This window comes from Campylobacter concisus (assembly GCF_003048595.2).
Classification (GTDB): Bacteria; Campylobacterota; Campylobacteria; order Campylobacterales; family Campylobacteraceae; genus Campylobacter_A; species Campylobacter_A concisus_L.
In genome coordinates this window covers 1,273,619-1,290,326 of record NZ_CP049270.1, presented here as the reverse complement: position 1 = coordinate 1,290,326, position 16,708 = coordinate 1,273,619, and the positions used below count along the sequence as shown (strand labels likewise).

Annotated in this window: 17 protein-coding genes, 4 tRNA genes and 1 other RNA gene; 9 read left to right on the top strand and 13 right to left on the bottom strand. The window is 36.5% G+C overall.

Translation table 11 applies throughout. From position 1 onward, the window contains the following. Positions 1-63: 63 nt before the first annotated feature. The 7 genes from CVT15_RS06590 to CVT15_RS06560 all read left to right on the top strand — a co-directional run bounded on the left by CVT15_RS06590 (position 64) and on the right by CVT15_RS06560 (position 6,509). A complete protein-coding gene (locus tag CVT15_RS06590; RefSeq protein WP_021091644.1) occupies positions 64-732 on the top strand; it encodes a response regulator transcription factor in 669 nt (222 codons plus the stop codon). Further along, positions 716-1,822 carry a sensor histidine kinase gene (locus tag CVT15_RS06585; RefSeq protein WP_103576260.1) on the top strand — a complete coding sequence of 369 codons (1,107 nt, stop codon included), beginning with the start codon at positions 716-718 and terminating at the stop codon, positions 1,820-1,822. Before CVT15_RS06590 ends, CVT15_RS06585 begins: the two co-directional genes overlap by 17 nt. Before the next feature lie 49 nt (positions 1,823-1,871). Next, positions 1,872-2,882 (top strand): Holliday junction branch migration DNA helicase RuvB, encoded by a 1,011-nt coding sequence (gene ruvB, locus CVT15_RS06580; RefSeq protein ID WP_009294236.1) that lies wholly within the window; start codon positions 1,872-1,874, stop codon positions 2,880-2,882. A 23-nt stretch (positions 2,883-2,905) separates the two neighbouring features. Next, complete coding sequence (locus tag CVT15_RS06575; RefSeq protein ID WP_103576259.1) at positions 2,906-3,985, top strand: cytochrome C; 1,080 nt, start codon at positions 2,906-2,908, stop codon at positions 3,983-3,985. A 216-nt stretch (positions 3,986-4,201) separates the two neighbouring features. Next, entirely contained in the window at positions 4,202-5,242 is a 1,041-nt protein-coding gene (locus CVT15_RS06570) for an AI-2E family transporter (RefSeq protein WP_103576258.1), read from the top strand. Between the two features lie 14 nt (positions 5,243-5,256). Continuing rightward, complete coding sequence (locus CVT15_RS06565; protein WP_103600176.1) at positions 5,257-5,625, top strand: HIT family protein; 369 nt, start codon at positions 5,257-5,259, stop codon at positions 5,623-5,625. Next, a complete protein-coding gene (locus CVT15_RS06560; protein ID WP_084109392.1) occupies positions 5,622-6,509 on the top strand; it encodes a cache domain-containing protein in 888 nt (295 codons plus the stop codon). The genes CVT15_RS06565 and CVT15_RS06560 overlap by 4 nt, the downstream gene beginning before the upstream one ends. Before the next feature lie 43 nt (positions 6,510-6,552). Here the strand turns inward: CVT15_RS06560 and ssrA are convergent. Together ssrA and CVT15_RS06550 are read right to left on the bottom strand one after the other, a co-directional pair. Next, positions 6,553-6,911, bottom strand: a transfer-messenger RNA (tmRNA) gene (gene ssrA / locus CVT15_RS06555). A 29-nt stretch (positions 6,912-6,940) separates the two neighbouring features. Further along, a complete protein-coding gene (locus tag CVT15_RS06550) occupies positions 6,941-7,345 on the bottom strand; it encodes a histidine phosphotransferase (protein WP_035167557.1) in 405 nt (134 codons plus the stop codon). 86 nt (positions 7,346-7,431) lie between these two features. Between CVT15_RS06550 and panB the strand changes: the two genes are divergently transcribed. Beyond that, positions 7,432-8,241 (top strand): 3-methyl-2-oxobutanoate hydroxymethyltransferase, encoded by an 810-nt coding sequence (gene panB, locus CVT15_RS06545; protein WP_103576400.1) that lies wholly within the window; start codon positions 7,432-7,434, stop codon positions 8,239-8,241. Positions 8,242-8,278: 37 nt separating this feature from the next. Here panB and CVT15_RS06540 read toward each other — a convergent pair whose 3' ends face one another. The 11 genes from CVT15_RS06540 to CVT15_RS06490 all read right to left on the bottom strand — a co-directional run bounded on the left by CVT15_RS06540 (position 8,279) and on the right by CVT15_RS06490 (position 15,541). Continuing rightward, positions 8,279-9,298, bottom strand: a complete 1,020-nt coding sequence (locus tag CVT15_RS06540) for a bifunctional 3,4-dihydroxy-2-butanone 4-phosphate synthase/GTP cyclohydrolase II (protein ID WP_103576399.1) — start codon at positions 9,296-9,298, stop codon at positions 8,279-8,281. A 264-nt stretch (positions 9,299-9,562) separates the two neighbouring features. Continuing rightward, positions 9,563-9,639, bottom strand: a tRNA-Asp gene (locus tag CVT15_RS06535). A gap of 8 nt (positions 9,640-9,647) precedes the next feature. Then, a tRNA-Val gene (locus CVT15_RS06530) sits at positions 9,648-9,723 on the bottom strand. Between the two features lie 18 nt (positions 9,724-9,741). Next, a tRNA-Glu gene (locus CVT15_RS06525) sits at positions 9,742-9,817 on the bottom strand. Positions 9,818-9,830: 13 nt separating this feature from the next. Then, positions 9,831-9,906: transfer RNA gene (locus CVT15_RS06520), tRNA-Lys, on the bottom strand. 565 nt (positions 9,907-10,471) lie between these two features. Then, on the bottom strand, positions 10,472-10,732 hold the full coding sequence (gene rpsR, locus CVT15_RS06515; protein ID WP_087579022.1) for a 30S ribosomal protein S18: 261 nt from the start codon (positions 10,730-10,732) through the stop codon (positions 10,472-10,474). Positions 10,733-10,747: 15 nt separating this feature from the next. Continuing rightward, a complete protein-coding gene (locus tag CVT15_RS06510) occupies positions 10,748-11,305 on the bottom strand; it encodes a single-stranded DNA-binding protein (protein ID WP_103576398.1) in 558 nt (185 codons plus the stop codon). A gap of 13 nt (positions 11,306-11,318) precedes the next feature. Further along, entirely contained in the window at positions 11,319-11,738 is a 420-nt protein-coding gene (gene rpsF / locus CVT15_RS06505; RefSeq protein WP_054196940.1) for a 30S ribosomal protein S6, read from the bottom strand. Positions 11,739-11,815: 77 nt separating this feature from the next. Continuing rightward, positions 11,816-12,814 (bottom strand): DNA polymerase III subunit delta, encoded by a 999-nt coding sequence (gene holA, locus CVT15_RS06500; RefSeq protein ID WP_103576397.1) that lies wholly within the window; start codon positions 12,812-12,814, stop codon positions 11,816-11,818. Next, complete coding sequence (locus CVT15_RS06495; RefSeq protein ID WP_107898136.1) at positions 12,807-14,726, bottom strand: RNB domain-containing ribonuclease; 1,920 nt, start codon at positions 14,724-14,726, stop codon at positions 12,807-12,809. The genes holA and CVT15_RS06495 overlap by 8 nt, the downstream gene beginning before the upstream one ends. Beyond that, complete coding sequence (locus tag CVT15_RS06490; protein WP_021091523.1) at positions 14,723-15,541, bottom strand: HDOD domain-containing protein; 819 nt, start codon at positions 15,539-15,541, stop codon at positions 14,723-14,725. Before CVT15_RS06490 ends, CVT15_RS06495 begins: the two co-directional genes overlap by 4 nt. Before the next feature lie 142 nt (positions 15,542-15,683). Between CVT15_RS06490 and ilvC the strand changes: the two genes are divergently transcribed. After that, complete coding sequence (gene ilvC / locus CVT15_RS06485) at positions 15,684-16,706, top strand: ketol-acid reductoisomerase (protein ID WP_054196937.1); 1,023 nt, start codon at positions 15,684-15,686, stop codon at positions 16,704-16,706. Positions 16,707-16,708: the final 2 nt, after the last annotated feature.

Sequence of the window (16,708 nt, the reverse complement as noted above, 5' to 3'; positions counted from 1 at the left end):
TTTACCTATTAAGTATTACAATAGATAAAAATCTTATTAAAGTTTGTTTTTTAGGAGAGCATTTTGAAGATTTTGCTTTTAGAAGATGATTTGGGGTTTCAAGAGAGCGTCTGTGAGTTTTTGCAGACGCTTGGTTATGAAGTTACAGCGGTGAGCGACGGTCAAGAGGCTTGCGACTTGATAGAAAAAAATTTCTATCACCTTTTTATACTTGACATAAAAGTGCCTGGAGTAAATGGTCACGAGGTCATCAAGTATATAAGAAGTCTAAATCCAAACGCTCCTATCATGATAACAACATCTTTAGTTGATATAGGCGATATGGCTATTGGCTATGAGCTTGGCTGTAATGAATACCTAAAAAAGCCATTTGAGCTTGCTGAGCTTAAATTTAGAGTAACTGAGCTTATGAGAAAATACTATGGTACTGATGATAAGAACATAGTAAAGATCAATGACGAGTTTAGCTTTAATCTAAACAAGCGTGCGCTATTTAAAAACGGCAAAATGGTCGATCTTAGTGCAAAAGAAGTCGCACTTGTTGAGTGTCTAGTTTCACATCTAAATTCTTACGTCAGCATGGAAGAACTAAGAGATCTTGTCTGGAATGACAAAGAAATAGAAGGCGCTGATATTAGAATGCACGTTTTAAAGATAAGAAACAAAACAACTAGTGACTTTATCACTTCAAAGAGGCGTATAGGCTATAAGATAGATGCACAAGAGCTTTAAGGTTCAGATCATAGCGACATTTGTGATAATGTCGCTTTTTTGTTTTCAAAGCTTTGTGATCTTAAATTTAAGTCAAAAAAATAGCACTTCAAAAGCTCTTTTTGGTGCGATGAAGCATGAAACTATTATCAAAAATTCGTTTTTAAAAAATGAAAATATAACTCCTTCTTTAAATTATAAATTTGCGATCTATGATGTAAATTTTAATCCAATTATTTCAAATCTCTCCAGGCAGCCAAGCAACTTTAAATTTGTAACACTTGAAGAAAATGGCTGCTTGTTTTATAAAAGCTTTTTTATAAAGGATAAAACGCCTTATTACATTGTCGTTGAAAAAGAGCTTGATAATGAAAAAAGTATATTTCTAGCGGCACTTATGCTCCTTGTCATCCTTGTAGCGGTGCTTTTTATCGTATATTTCTTATATCTAAGCAGCGTTAAGCCTTATAAAGAGTTTCAAAAATATATGAATAACTTCTTTAACGACGCCATGCATGAGCTAAAGACTCCACTTGGTGTAGCTGGTATGAATCTTGAGATGCTTGGGCTTGAAAACAAGTATATAACTCGCATCAAAAACGCCCTAAAACAGATGCAAATAACCTACGAAGATGTCGAGTATTTCATAAAGCGAGGCTATATCAAATTCCCACTTGAGAGGCTAAATTTAGGCGACTACGTCAAAGAGCGAGTGAAATTTCTCTCAAGCGTGGCTGATGTCAAGCACATCGTGGTAAAGACAAATTTGGCAAGCGATGCATTTACTATGCTAAGCAAGGTCGAAGCTCAGCGTATCATCGACAACACCATCACAAACGCTATAAAATACAGTCAAAAAGAGAGCGAGATACTAATAAATTTAAGCTTTGAGAATGAGCGCATAAAGCTTAGCGTGCAAGACTTTGGCAAGGGGATAAAGGACGTCAAAAAGGTCTGGAAAAGATACGTCAGAGAGGATGAAATCCAAGGCGGCTTTGGCCTTGGGCTAAATATCGTCAGTGAAATTTGCCAAAAACATGGCATTACATACGGCGTTGATAGCGTCTACGGCGAGGGTAGCACCTTTTATTATAAATTTAAACGAGCTTAAATTAAGCATAAAAGCGTAAAATGAAGCCTTAAATTTAGAAGGAAAAACTTTGGATAGAATCGTTGAAATCGAAAAAGTAAGCTTTGAAAATGACTTTGAAGTCTCACTTAGACCGACAAAATTTGAAGACTACATCGGACAAGAAAAGATCAAGCAAAATTTAGATGTCTTTATAAAAGCAGCCAAAAAGCGAAATGAATGCCTAGATCACGTGCTATTTTACGGCCCTCCAGGACTTGGTAAAACAACCCTTGCTCACATCATAGCAAACGAAATGGGCGTGAGTATCAAAATGACCGCAGCACCGATGATAGAAAAGAGTGGCGACCTGGCGGCAATCCTTACAAATTTACAAGAGGGCGACGTGCTTTTTATCGATGAGATCCACCGCCTAAGCCCAGCTATTGAGGAGGTGCTTTACCCTGCGATGGAGGACTTTAGGCTAGACATTATCATAGGCTCAGGACCAGCTGCCCAGACTATCAAGATAGACTTGCCAAAATTTACGCTAATAGGCGCAACGACGCGTGCTGGCATGATCTCAGCGCCTTTAAGAGACCGCTTTGGGATGGATTTTAGACTCCAGTTTTATACAAGTAGCGAGCTAAGCCGTATCGTACAGATCGCCTCAGCTAAGCTTGGTAAAGAGTGCGACAAAAACGCCTCTTTAGAGATCGCCAAACGCTCACGTGCCACGCCTAGGATCGCTCTTAGGCTATTAAAGCGAATTCGCGACTTTGCCGAGGTAAATGACGAGCTAATCATCAGCCACGAGCGCGCAAAAGAGGGACTTAATGCGCTTGGAGTAAATTCGCTTGGATTTGATGAGATGGATATTAGGTATTTAGAAATTTTGATGCAAGCAAGGCGCCGTCCGATGGGGCTTAGCACGATCGCTGCGGCACTTAGCGAGGACGAGGGCACGGTTGAGGACGTTATAGAGCCATATCTGCTTGCAAATGGCTTTATCGAGCGCACCGCAAAGGGTAGAATCGCGAGTGCGAAGTGCTTTGAGACCTTTAATGTCAAGATCGATATCGAAAAAGGGCTTTTTGAGTAGCGAAATTTAAATTTGGAGCAAAAATGGGCGAGCCACATCTTTGTCCTAGGTGCAAGCAAAGGACGATTTACTTTGATGGGATATGCTACGAATGCAGACAAAAAGAGAAGCTGGAGTTTTATCAAGGTTTAAGCGAGACTGAGATTAAGCAAAAGCTAAAAAATGTCCTAGCTCACACAGACGATATAGGCAAATATGATGAAATTTATAGCGATCTTGTCTATATTTTCTACCTGCACGGAATTTGCGACGAGCAGATAATAAGAGAAGTGACCAAAGAGAGTGAATACTACCCATTTGAAATTTATAAAAACGCCACAAGCGACGTGAGAGATGAGCTCATAAATAGTCTAAATGGCGCTGAAAATATCGTAAAAATAAATCACATCCTTTGTGCGCTTGCGTGGCAGGGCGATGAGGTGGTGAGGGAGCTATTTTTTAAGCTCTATAAAGCGCCAAAGCCTTGGAAGGCAAAGCTTCACGTTGATATGGATGGATACGCGCAGGTTGCTGGCTGGAGCTTTGATGAGAGCGGCAAGAGAAGAAGCCTATTTTTTGATAGGTGCTTTACTTGCCAGCCAAGCCAAAACGTAGATACAAGCATTAAATTTAAAGCACTAAGCGATGAAAAATGTAAATTTTGTAGCGGTGAGATGCTGGAATTTATCATCAAAAAAGAGAGTCTAAAGCGACTCGGACTAGAGCTAAAAAACGATGCTGTGCTTAAATTTTGCCCAACATGTGTGGGCTTGGTGCAGTATTTTTGCCAAAATGATGACAATAATATGCAAACAGAGATAGTGGGCGAGGGCGAGAGTGAGGACTATTTAAGAGATGCTGTGACGACTCTTGATGGGCAAAATTTCGAGCTAGCCAGCGAGGTTTGCGCTCACTACTCGTATATGATAGATAGCGAAATTTTGCTTGGTGGATATCCGCAGTGGGAGCAAGATGCCGAGTATTTAAAATGTCCAAAATGCAGCAAAAGCATGAAATATCTAGCACAAATTCCTCTTGGAAGTCTAGTAGATGGCGATGGAACTATATATGTTCAAATATGTGATGAATGCGAGATCGTTGGGGCAAATTTTCAGTGCACGTAAAAGGCTAAATTTGTAGGAGCTTTTGAGCTAGAAATTTTGCGTAAAACTATAAATTTATCTAAATTTACTAAGCGCCAGTAGCATGCTAAAAATACCCAAAGCCTAGCCACAATTGCTAGCTTTACAAGCTTGATGGCAAAGAGATTGAGCAAATTTGGGAAGCAAATGAGCAGCTTTAATAAATTTGCTATAATTACCCCATTTTAAGGGAGCAAGATGAACAATAGACTATTTTTTGGAATTTTTGTATTTTGTGCTTTGGCTTTAGTGGTCTATCTTTTTAAACCTTATCTGCTTGATATTTTTATCGCTGCACTGCTTGCTGTCGCGGTTTCAAATGTCCAAATCGCATTTTTATCGCTTACCAAAAACCGAAAGACGCTTTCATCGGCTCTTACCACATCTGTGCTTCTTTGCTTATTTATCGCCCCACTTCTTTATGCGGTGGTTGAGATCGCAAAATACGCGGCTGGCTTTGATATAAACAATGTTACAAAGACTATAGAATTTATCAAAAATTATGATTTTAGGATGCCTGAGTCGATAAATTTTTTAGAGCCAAAGATAAAAGAATTTATTGGCGGACTTGATATTAAGATGCTTTTTTCTCAACTTGCGACAAATCTTGCAAGTCTAGGTAAGTTAAGCCTTAAATTTGGCGTTGATATGATTATTATTTTGGTCTTTTTCTTCTTTTGCAATCTTTATGGCAATGAACTAATCAGCTATCTAAAATATGCACTTCCGCTAAAGCAAGATGACACAGAGTCTATTTTAAGCGAAGTTGGCAATGTGATGAGTGTCGTTTTTTATTCAACCATTGCAAATATGATAATACAAGGCTTTTTATTTGCTATTATCACAAGCTTTTACGGCTATGACGGCGTGCTAACTGGCATCTTTTTTAGCTTTGCTTCACTAATCCCAGTTGTTGGCGGTATTTTGGCGTGGGCGCCTATTAGTATTTATGAGTTTGCAAATGGCAACACAGCAGCAGCGATAACTATCGCAATTTATACGATCGTAGTGATCTCATTTGCAGCTGATACGCTTTTAAAGCCACTTGTTATTAAATTTATAAACTCAAAGCTGGTCAAAATACCAACAAAGATAAATGAACTTCTTATATTTTTTGCGATGCTCGCCGGCATCACGACATTTGGGTTTTGGGGTGTGATCCTTGGACCAGCGATCGTGACATTTTTTATCTCGACTATTAAACTTTATACGCTTTTAAGAGAGAGAAATTTTGTATAAAAATAGGAATAAATATGATCTATGAAGATAAATTTATAAAAATCGAGCGTGAAGACAATGAGCTTCCTTGGATAAAAATTTTTACCATTAAGCCATTTCGTGAGCTAAGCGATTGCGATGAAGCGAGTAGGGCAAGGCTATTTGAAGCGATGCTTATAAGCGAAAAGGCTATGCTTGAGTTTTATAAACCAACCAAAATAAACATTGCAAGCTTTGGAAACTACGTGCCACACGTGCATATTCATGTTATTGCTAGATTTAGTAGTGACTCGTTTTTTCCAGATAGCGTTTGGGCTAATCCAAAAAGAAAAAGCGAGCTTGCGTTGCCAGAATTTGATAAATTTGCAAAATTTTTAGAAGAAAAGTTAAGGGCTAGTTTTTGAATAAATATAAAAAATATCTTAATGTCTATATCGTTTTTATCTTTATCATAGTACTTGGAGGGCTTTTTTACTTTCTTTACAGCTCTTATATGGCTGAAAAGATGCAAAATAATATGCGAGTCTTTTTTGATTACCAGGTAAAACAGCTTAATAAAAGCATAGATGATGAGAAATTTTCATCAATGGCGATCTCTATCCTGCTTGCTCAAAATGAGTCTATACAAATGTGTTTGCTAGGTCAAAGCCGCGATGAATGCATAAAAAATATCGAAAATTTAACCAAAACCCTTGGTGCAGCTTCGATGTATAACAATATTAAGCTTCACATTTATGATAAAGATCTAAAAAGCTATGTAAGGAGCTGGGATCTAAACAGATATGGCGATATGATCGCTAGTAGTAGGTTTTTAGTGCAAGAGTCAAGGCATCAAAACAAGCCCATGGTCGGTATCGAGGCGTGGTATGCTGGAACGCATATAAGGGCTGTCTCAAACGTAATACGTGATGGTAAAATTATTGGCAACATCGAGGTTTTGTTAAATTTTGACTCACTTGGAAATTATTTTAAAAAGCAAGGAATTGATCTATTTGTTCTTTTGGCAAAAGATAAGATGCCATCTCGTAAAAGCATTCCGAGTGATCAAATTTTAAATGATTATTACATCGAAAATTTAAGCAGTGCAAATTTAAATATAGTAGGTTTTTTGCGTGATATTAATTTTAAAGAATATGAATTTTACGTTTATAAAACACACTACTTTTGCGTGGTTCCATTAATAGACGCTAGCAACACACAGATAGGCTATTATGTGCTTCATGTAAATACTAATGAAAAAGAGCGAAATATTTCACAAAATTATTTTGAGTCAGAAGAGCTTTTTTAATTTAAGCTATTTAATAAAAATTTATTTGTATTTTAGATAGAAATGGTGGAAGCGAGGGGGATCGAACCCCTGTCCAAAAACAAAATGCATACAGCCTCTACACGCTTAGTAAAAGTGAAAATTTCATCTAAAAAGGCTCACTTTCCAAAACCAAAATTTAGACTAAGACTAAAATTTCAGCTAGCAAGCAGTCACTTTGCGAGCCTACTCTAGCTAAATTACTTGCTTTTGTCCTAGCTAGAATTAGACTAAGCAAGGCTCAACTGAACTTACGCAGCTTTAGCGTAAGCAGGAGCGAAATTAACGTTGTTTGCGTTTAAATTTAATTTGAGCTTTTTACGCTTTGCTCAAAGCGACGTGCCACCGTACACACTCTGCTCCTGTCGAAGCCAAGTCGCTCCCAAAAAATAAAATGGTTAGTGAAGAATTATTTAGTTAAGTTTTGCAGGCACATCAATGATTTTTGGCTCAAGAACGCTAAAATATTCAAAATCGTTCTCGACGTCATCTTTATATTTATTAAACTGATCGCTAATAAGTAGCAACCAATCTATAAATTTATCATTTGCTGGCCCTTTTAGACTTCTTGCCTCTTGAGTTATCTCTTCAGCTAAAGTTGTAAGCTTTAATATCGGATCAAGATGCATGAATCCTGCTGCTGATTTAATATTATGAAAAATCCTAGTAAGCTCTAAGATACTATCTTTATATTTATCAGCTCTTCCTAAATTTATTATCAAAGGCTCGAGTAAATCGCACATTAAAGCATAGTGAGATAAAAATTCTTCAACTATGTCATAAGAGTAATCTATTTCAAGCCTTTTTAATATACCCATTTTTATGTCCTTAAGAAATTGGCGTAATTGTAGCAAAAATTTGATAAAATTGTTAGCCTTTTAGCTAAAAATCCTTGGAGCTTGCAATGAAAAATGAAAAAACTCAGATGAAAAAACTAAGCATAAATGATATAAAAAACAAAAAAGGCATTGAGCCTATTGTAATGATAACTGCCTATGATGCGTTATTTGCTAAGCTTTTTGATGATTATGCTGATATTATTTTGGTTGGCGATAGCTTAAATATGAGTTTTAATATGCAAGAAAGCACGATAAGTGCAGACATAAATACCATGCTTTATCATACAAAGGCCGTTTGTAACGGAGCTAAAAATACTTTTATCATGGCTGATATGCCATTTGGCAGCTACACAAATGAAAAGCAAGCGATAAAAAATGCGATGAATTTTTTCAAACAGACAAATGCCGATGCGGTAAAGCTCGAAGTTGGCATGCATCAAGTAAATTTAGTGAAGCGCCTTTGTGAAGAGGGCATAAACGTTATGGCTCACATTGGCTTAAAGCCTCAGTTTTATAAATTTGAAGGTGGCTATAAGATAAAAGGCAGAAGCGAGATCGAGGCAAAAAAACTAATTGAAGAGGCTTTGGCGTTTGAGCAAGCTGGAGCATTTGGCATCTTACTTGAAGGCACGATGAGTAGCGTGGCTAGCGAGATAACAAAGCAAGTTCATGTACCAGTTATTGGTATCGGATCCGGAGTAAACGTCGATGGGCAAGTACTTGTATGGTCTGATATGCTTGGATTTTTCGAGGACTTTAAGCCAAAATTTGTAAAACGCTATCTTGATGGAGCGGATATTGTAAGAAAGAGTGTGCAATCCTACGCAAATGATGTAAAGAGCAAAATTTTTCCAAGTGAAGAATTTTGCTATTAGGACGATTGATATCCGCACTAAATAGAACGTGGCAAAATTAAATTTCTTTATAGCCTTTTATATCAAGACCAAAGCCTGCTAAGCTTACAAATTCTTTATTTTTATTTGAGCTTAAAAGCTCAATTTCGCTTATACCAAAATATTTTAAAATTTGTGCCCCAATGCCATAATCTTTTTGTGAGCTTGCATCGCTTTTATTGCTGTCTAAAAATAGCAACACTCCGCCATTTTTACTTAAAAAGTCCAATACCTTTAATAAATTATCAAATTTATCTCCGCTTAAAAGCTCATGATCTTTACTTATTTTTTGAAATTTTACATTAGTTTGCGCTTTTATCTTTCCAAAAATATAGGCAGCGTGATTTTTATTTTCGTGATCTTTTATGTCATATCTTTTTGCTTCAAAACCACAGATTTTTACACTCTTTGCGGGCGAAACTTCTATTAGGCTTTCGTGGCTAAGTCTGTATTCTACTAATTCAGAAACGCTTATCATATTTAGGTTAAATTTTTTACAGAATTCTTCCAAATAATCACGTCTTGCCATTGTGCCATCTTCTTTTACGATCTCGCAAATCGCTGCCATTGGACTAACGCCAGCAAGTTTGCAAAGATCAACTGATCCTTCAGTGTGACCTGTTCGAACGAGTACGCCGCCTTTTTTTGCAATAAGCGGAAATATATGCCCAGGCCTTACAAAATTTTCAGGCACCGAATCAGTACTAGCAGCAAGTCTAATCGTCATATCACGCTCATAAGCACTTACGCCTGTCGTTGCTTCCTTTGCATCAATCGTGACAGTAAATGCGGTTTCGTGACTGGATGTATTTTTAGAAACCATTAGCGGCAAATCAAGTCTTTTTGCGTTTGCTTCATCCATTGCAAGGCAAAGTACACCTTTTGCATGAGTGATTGCAAAATTTACCTTTTGCATATCGCTGCTTGCCGCTGAAAAGACCAAGTCTCCTTCATTCTCACGGTCCTCGTCATCGACCATAATTACCATTTTGCCATTTTTTATATCTTCAATCGCTTTTAATACATTTTCAAATGCCATAAATTTCCCTTATTAAATTTTTACGATTATATTGATTTTTTGATAACTTAGAGATAAAAATATTAATTTTGATTTGTCTTGTATCAATTATTTAGAAATTTTAGTAAAAGATTTATTTTTAAATATATGCGATTTGGCAGTGATGACTTAGATTTTATTTTTAATTTGTCTTATGTATAAATTTTTAAAGCATAAATTTTAATAAAATACACTATTTTTAAGAATTTCAGTAATTAGGTAAAATAAAAGTCAAAGAATAATAGATGGCGCAGCGGACGGGGCTCGAACCCGCGACCTCCGCCGTGACAGGGCGGCATTCTAACCAACTGAACTACCGCTGCACCTACAATGGTGGTCGCTATAAGACTCGAACTTATGACATCCACCTTGTAAGGGTGGCGCTCTACCAACTGAGCTAAGCGACCTAAAATTTAAAAAATATCTGGCGACCCTTAGAGGATTTGAACCTCTGTTTCTACACAGAGAAAGTAGAGTCCTGAGCCACTAGACGAAAGGGTCATAAACCCAAAAATGGTGTCCTGCGTTGGATTCGAACCAACGGCCCCCTCATTAAAAGTGAGATGCTCTACCGACTGAGCTAGCAAGACATTTGTTTAAAAAAGAATTGAGATTATACAAAAAACATTATTGCATGTCAAGAAAAGGATGCTTAAAATTTGTTTTTAGTTAACATTGTTGCATGGTTAGGTTGGTTTGGTATCAGTTGATTTTAAAAATACATGATAAATACCACTTGCAAGATATATGAACACCAAATGGATGAATATTGGATTTATTGAATAAAGTTTATTTACATTTAAGTACCTTGTCTTTTAGCATTATGTGGACAGCTATTGCTATACGATAGATAATGCGTGATTCGTGGTAAAAATTGTGAATAATATAGATCAACGATATTGATTGTATATATGGCTAAATAAATTATTTTGAACTAATAAATTGATGCTATAGAGTTATTTAAAGACAGCATATATTTGAGATGTCCACCTGAATAAATTCTAATTGCCTCGTGTAAGTTAAACCAAAATTATAGATAGTGCTTGAAAAATATTTTAAACTGCAGTCAATAAATAAAAATCTATAAGAACATGAATCTAGGATATTTAAGATTAGGATTAAACCCCATTGATAGGGGTTTAATAAATTAAATAATTATAGTCCATCAAAAGGATTTGAAACTATATCTTTACGATCTACTATGTAAGGTATAATAGCTGCATGACGAGCTCTTTTGATCGCTTTTTCTACCATTTCTTGATGTCTTTTTGATGTGCCAGTTAAACGCCTTGGCATTATTTTAAATCTCTCTGATAAACAATACTTTAAAAGAGAAGTATCTTTATAATCTATAAAATCAATTTTTGCTTCTGTAAATTTGCAATATTTACGTGAATATTTTCTTTTTTCTGCCATTTTCTATCCTTTAAATTAAAACGGTATTTCGTTGTCGCCATCAAAATTATCGGCGTCAATGTTTATATCAGGGATTTTCTCCTCATAGTACTCTTCTTGTATTTTTTTATTTTGTGGTTGCATTTGCTGTCTTTGTGGTGCTGAATTTTGATATCCACCATTGCCATAGCTATTATTTGAACCATTATTTCGTTGTTGTGAGTACGAACTATTTTGATTAAATCCACCTTGGCTTTGTCCATTAGCTCCGCTATTTCCGCCAAGCATCTCCATATTTTCAACTACAATTGAGTGCTTTGAACGGTTTTGTCCATTGTTGTCGGTCCATTGATCAAATTTTAATCTTCCTTCAACCAAAAGTTTGGAGCCTTTGCTTAAATATTGATTTGCTATCTCAGCTGATTTACCAAAGAACGATATGTCAATAAAGCATGTCTCTTCACGTTTTTCGCCGTTAGTATTAAATTTTCTAGTAACAGCAATACCAGAATTTCCTATAGCAGATCCACTAGTAGTATATCTAAGCTCTATATCTCTAGTTAAATTTCCAACTAAGACTACTTTATTGAACATTTTTTATCCTTGATTATTCTTCTGTAAAAGTTTGCTCGTCTACTTTTTCAACTCTTGGCTCACGTGGTGCTCTTGGCTCGCGAGTCTCTTTTTTGATAGTTTGTTTGATACCTTTGCAAAGTCTTTCCCAAGCTGCGATTTCGCGTTTATTTTCATATTTAACGCTTAAAAATCTTATGATATCTTCTGTGATTCTTACGTTTCTTGTAAGCTCTGCAAGAAGTGCTGGTGGAGCTTTATAATAGATAACAAAGTATGTTCCACGCTCATATTTTTTGATGGCATAGGCTAACTTTCTAGTACCCATCTCAACGACAGTAGCGATCTCGCCGCCGTTTTTTGTTATAACTTCTTTTACGAAGTCAACTTTAGCTTTAACTTCCTCTTCCGTTAGTGTTGGCTTAAGAATAAATAAAAGCTCGTAATGTTTCATTTCTTCTCCTTATGGATATTTAGCTCACTTTGTGAGCAAGGATTTTGCTTTAAGCAAGGGTGGATTTTAGCTTAAAGTTACTTAATATTTGCTGTTGATATGAGATGTTGCAAATTTAAAATGGTTGATAATACAAAAATTTCTTTATCCATTTTTGTGTTTGTTTTTAGCTCTAACTCGGCTAAATTTAGCGTTTTAAATATCTCCAAATAGGTATTTAAATTTAGTTTTAAGCTATTTGCTTTTAATAAATTTGCCACATTTACAGGCGGTTGATAGCCGATCGCTTCGTCTAAATTTAAGCGGCCATTTATCTTGATGTAAGAGTAAATTTTAAATAGCCTAAAAAATGCTTTGTAAAGCGAGTTTAGAAGAAAAATTTCATTAAAATTTGGATCTTCCAGATAAGTAAAAAAGTCGTTTTTTATATCTTTTAGTGTCATAAATTTATTGAAAAAATCATCAAAATTTATCCCGCCAAGCCCAAAAACCAGCCTTTTTATATCGTCTTGTTCGATGTGAGTATTTAGGCTTTTTAGCTTTGTTAGCTCGCTTGCAGCAAGGTATAAATTTTCATTATGGGTAAAATAAAGCTCATAAAGTGCGTTTTTGGTTATGTTTAGGCCTATTTTGGCTGAGTTTTTGGCTAGTAAATTTATCGCTTCATCTGGAGTTGATGGCTTAAAAAATCTTGCAAAATTTGTCCCAAAAGCCTTTTGTGTATCAAAAACTAGCTTCATATCGGCCTCGTAAAGCTCAAATAAAAAGTAGTTATCTTGGCTTTTTGAGCAAAGCGAGATGAGCTCTTTTAGCTCTTTTGCTGGGATCTTTTTGTCGCTTTTTATATAAAGGATATTTTTGCCGCCAAAAAGCGACTGCTCGCTTAGATGAGAGCTTGCTTGCGCGTAGTTGTACTCGTCAAAATAAAGGCTCAATAAATTCGCATTTTCACTCGAGTAAAAGCTTAAAATTTCTTTGCCAAAAAGCTCGATCTGAAACTCGTCTGCGCCAAAAAGTAAGAAGTAGTTGCTTAAATTTGCATTTGCTAAATTTAGCTCCAAATCCTTTCTATACATCGATCTTTCTTACCACTTTTGCAAAAATTTTAGCACTCGCGATGTCGGCCTCTGTGATCCTTACCACGAGCTTTTGAAGTAAATTTGCGCTGTATCCTGTTATAAAAATCCTAGCTCCAACAAAATAATCATCAAGCTTAGCAACCAAGACATTTTGGTTTTCGCTCACATAGCAGCGCACCTCTTTGCCAATGTTTGCTACTGCCCAGCGTGCAAATTTCCTATCCATAAAGTCGTAGGCTACCTTATCAGCTTCTCTTTCAAGTTCGCTTAAATTTGCGCAGGTGCTTTGGATGTTTAAAAGCAAGAAGTTGTAAAGCTTCTCATCTTTTGAAATTTTAGCCTTTAAAAGCCTATGCAAAATAAGGTCAGAATATCGTCTAATAGGGCTTGTAAAGTGTGTGTATCTATCAAATCCAAGCCCAAAGTGGCCTAAATTTTCACTTGAATACTCAGCTTTTTTTTGAGACTTGATGATGAGTTTGTCTATCTCCTCGCGGTTGCCAAGTTCATCGGCTTTTAATTGGATCTTTCTTATCAAATTTGCAAGGTCACTCTCGTAGGTAAAGTCAAGCCCCAAAAGCTGCAAATCTTCAAGTAATGTATCTATCTTTTTAAAATCAGGCGATGCGTGGTTTCTAAAAACACCCTTTGTGATGAGCTTTGCGGCAGCTTTATTTGCTAAAAGCATGCAGTCCTCGACTAGTCTATGTGAGTCGGAGTCGCTTTCAAACCTAGTTTGAGAAATTTGGCCCTCTTCATCAAGGCTCATTCTAAGCTCTTTTGTCCTAAAGTCAAATGCGTGCAAAAGCCTTTTTTTACGAAGCTTTGTGGTGAGTTTAAAAAGTGGCTTGATCCATGAAATTTCACACTCTCTTTTGCCCTCTAAAATTTCATCGATCTCGTCGTAGTTAAAGCGCCTTTTTGAAAGGATGATCGCCTCAAAAAGCTCCTCTTTTTTTACCTCGTTGTTTTTATCAAGTGAAATTTTAAAACAAAATGCAAGGCGAGGAACATTTGGCTTTAGCGAGCAGATATTTTCACTAAGCGCGCGCGGCAACATCGGTACTGAGATGTGCGGAAAGTAGATAGAAAAGCCTCTTTTTTTAGCCTCGCTGTCAATAGCGCTATATGCGGTCACATACTCGCTTACATCAGCGATTGCGACGTAAATTTCACGCTTTTTCTCATCGAAATATATGGCATCATCAAAGTCTTTGGCATCGACTGGATCGATCGTGCAAAAGTCTAAATTTCTTAGATCAACCCTGTTTGGATACATGCTAGCATCAACCTCATCGCCAAAAGCCTTTGCCTCAAGCTCACAAGCCTCGCTAAATTTATCGTTTTTATTATAAATAGCAAGCGAAATTTTCTCATCGCTTAATGGATCTTCTAAATTTCCTAAAACCTCGACTATTTCGTTATTTAGGTTATTTATCTTTAGTAGCGTCCCAAGAGGGAGCATCTTTAGGCTTTTTTGTGTCGCCTTTAGGTTTGTGCTTAGTCCAGTTTTTAAATTTACCCCTAAAATGGCCGCTCCAAAGCGTTTTGTATAGACCACGCTTGTCTCATTTGCAAGCTTTAGGCTCATTACTATTTTAGCGCTTTGGCGTTTTTTCTTAAGCGGCAAAAGCTTTGCTAACACAATGTCGCCAAGGTGAGAGTTGTTTAAATTTTTATTTTCTACGATGATGTCTTGCTTGAAGCGTTTATCAAACGGCATGATAAAGCCAGTTGCGTTTTGACTGATGTCTAGCTTGCCGCAGACATAGCCGTTGTTTAGGTAAAATCTATCTTTGTGGGAGCTTACAGCACCAAGGTTTAGGAGATTACGTAAGATCTCTTTATCTTCGTTTGATATCTCTTTTTCTTTGATGCCAACTAGAAGTGATGTTAAAAATTCTTTCACAAATTGTCTTTGACTTTAGCGACAGCCATTAGAAACGTATCATGTCCAAAGCCGTATTCGTCAAGAAGAGGTAGAGTATTTTGTATGCTTATATCATCAAGTTGATTAAAGATATTTACAGCCGTTTTTATCACTTTTAGGGCTTTTGCGTAATCTTTTATATGATCTGGTGCCTCTTCTGGATTATTTGAATAGAGTATTGAGCTGCTAAGCTCTGTCTCAAGGTTCCATTGTTCAAAAATTTTAGCTGTAACTTCTTCATTTGACATATCTAAAATTTCTGTTTCAAATAGAGCAAGATCAATTGGACTAGATATATTTTTAAGTTTTTCTCTAAATTCGACGTCTTGCTTATTTTCAGCTAATTCATGAGCAAGGACTATCTTTCCAATTTCAAGCATAAATGAAGCCGGAGAGAGAATTTCTAGACTCTTAGGATTAACTTTAGAATGCCAATTGTACATCAGTGCATTTTGTATTATCGAGATATTTAAAAAATCTTGTGTAGTAATACCATAAGGCTCTAAATTTATAGAAAAGCTCTTTTTAATCGTACTTGAAAGCGCAAAACCTCGAATAGTAGCCATACCAAAAAGAGAAATAGCTCTTGCGATGGTTGTGATCTCTTGAGAAAACCCATAAAGTGGAGAGTTCGCTGAACGCAAGATATTTGCCGTTAGCATAGGATCCTTTTCGACCACTTTTGTAAGATCACTTATTGAGCTATTTTCGTCCGCATGTAAGCGTTGAATTTGTATAACTGTGTCATCTAATGGTGGAAGTGCTTTGATTTTTTTAAAAACTGATTCATTCATTGAGTTATCTCTTTTTTTGAAATTTCAGCGTATTTTATCAAAATAAATTATCATAAAACTTAAAAAGAGTTTCTGTATATTTCAGCCGAATTTTTGCTGGCTAAAGTTATAATTTTGCCAAATTTTAATAATAGGAGTAACAATGGCTATAAATGTTTATTATGATAAAGACTGCGATTTAAGCCTTATTCAAAGTAAAAAAGTAGCAATCATCGGCTTTGGTTCACAAGGTCATGCACATGCTGAAAATTTAAGAGATAACGGTGTAAGCGTTGTAATTGGCCTTTCAAAAGGTGGCAAAAGCTGGGCAAAAGCTGAAGCAAAAGGCTTTGAGGTAAAAACCGTAAGTGAAGCTACAAAAGGCGCTGATGTGGTTATGATTTTAACTCCAGATGAGCTTCAAGCAGAAATTTATAAAAATGAGATCGAGCCAAATTTAAAAGATCACGCTGCTATCGCGTTTGGGCATGGATTTAATGTTCATTTTGGCCAGATAAAAGCTCCAGCAAATATAGATGTCATTATGATCGCTCCAAAAGCACCAGGACACACAGTTAGAAGCGAATTCGTAAGAGGTGGCGGCATACCTGATCTTATCGCTGTTGAGCAAAATGCAAGTGGAAAGGCAAAAGAGATCGCTCTAAGCTATGCTTGCGGTATAGGCGGCGGCAGAACCGGCATCATTGAGACAACATTTAAAGATGAAACTGAAACAGATTTGTTTGGTGAACAAGCAGTACTTTGTGGTGGTCTTTGCGCGCTAGTAAATGCTGGTTTTGATACGCTTGTAGAGGCTGGATATGAGCCTGAGATGGCCTATTTTGAATGCTTGCACGAGCTAAAACTAATCGTTGATCTAATGTATCAAGGTGGCATGGCTGATATGCGCTACTCTATCTCAAACACAGCTGAATACGGCGACTACGTAAGCGGCGTAAGAGTAGTTGGCGAAGAGAGCAGAAAAGCTATGAAAGAAGTTTTAAAAGAGATTCAAAATGGCAAATTTGCAAAAGACTTTATCCTAGAGAGAAAAGCAGGATATGTTAGAATGAACGCTGAACGCGGTATAGCTGAGAGAAGTTTGCTAAATCAAACTGGCAAAAAACTTCGCGCGATGATGCCTTGGATAACTAACGGCAAACTTATAGATCAAAATAAAAACTAAGC

What these genes read in the sequence shown, in the direction of transcription:
- CVT15_RS06510 (WP_103576398.1), bottom strand. Translation starts at nt 11,305, where the DNA reads ATGTTCAATAAAGTAGTCTTAGTTGGAAATTTAACTAGAGATATAGAG.
- CVT15_RS06570 (WP_103576258.1), top strand. Translation starts at nt 4,202, where the DNA reads ATGAACAATAGACTATTTTTTGGAATTTTTGTATTTTGTGCTTTGGCT.
- rpsF (WP_054196940.1), bottom strand. Translation starts at nt 11,738, where the DNA reads ATGAAACATTACGAGCTTTTATTTATTCTTAAGCCAACACTAACGGAA.
- rpsR (WP_087579022.1), bottom strand. Translation starts at nt 10,732, where the DNA reads ATGGCAGAAAAAAGAAAATATTCACGTAAATATTGCAAATTTACAGAA.
- CVT15_RS06490 (WP_021091523.1), bottom strand. Translation starts at nt 15,541, where the DNA reads ATGAATGAATCAGTTTTTAAAAAAATCAAAGCACTTCCACCATTAGAT.
- panB (WP_103576400.1), top strand. Translation starts at nt 7,432, where the DNA reads ATGAAAAATGAAAAAACTCAGATGAAAAAACTAAGCATAAATGATATA.
- CVT15_RS06585 (WP_103576260.1), top strand. Translation starts at nt 716, where the DNA reads ATGCACAAGAGCTTTAAGGTTCAGATCATAGCGACATTTGTGATAATG.
- CVT15_RS06540 (WP_103576399.1), bottom strand. Translation starts at nt 9,298, where the DNA reads ATGGCATTTGAAAATGTATTAAAAGCGATTGAAGATATAAAAAATGGC.
- ilvC (WP_054196937.1), top strand. Translation starts at nt 15,684, where the DNA reads ATGGCTATAAATGTTTATTATGATAAAGACTGCGATTTAAGCCTTATT.
- CVT15_RS06565 (WP_103600176.1), top strand. Translation starts at nt 5,257, where the DNA reads ATGATCTATGAAGATAAATTTATAAAAATCGAGCGTGAAGACAATGAG.
- CVT15_RS06550 (WP_035167557.1), bottom strand. Translation starts at nt 7,345, where the DNA reads ATGGGTATATTAAAAAGGCTTGAAATAGATTACTCTTATGACATAGTT.
- holA (WP_103576397.1), bottom strand. Translation starts at nt 12,814, where the DNA reads ATGTATAGAAAGGATTTGGAGCTAAATTTAGCAAATGCAAATTTAAGC.
- CVT15_RS06575 (WP_103576259.1), top strand. Translation starts at nt 2,906, where the DNA reads ATGGGCGAGCCACATCTTTGTCCTAGGTGCAAGCAAAGGACGATTTAC.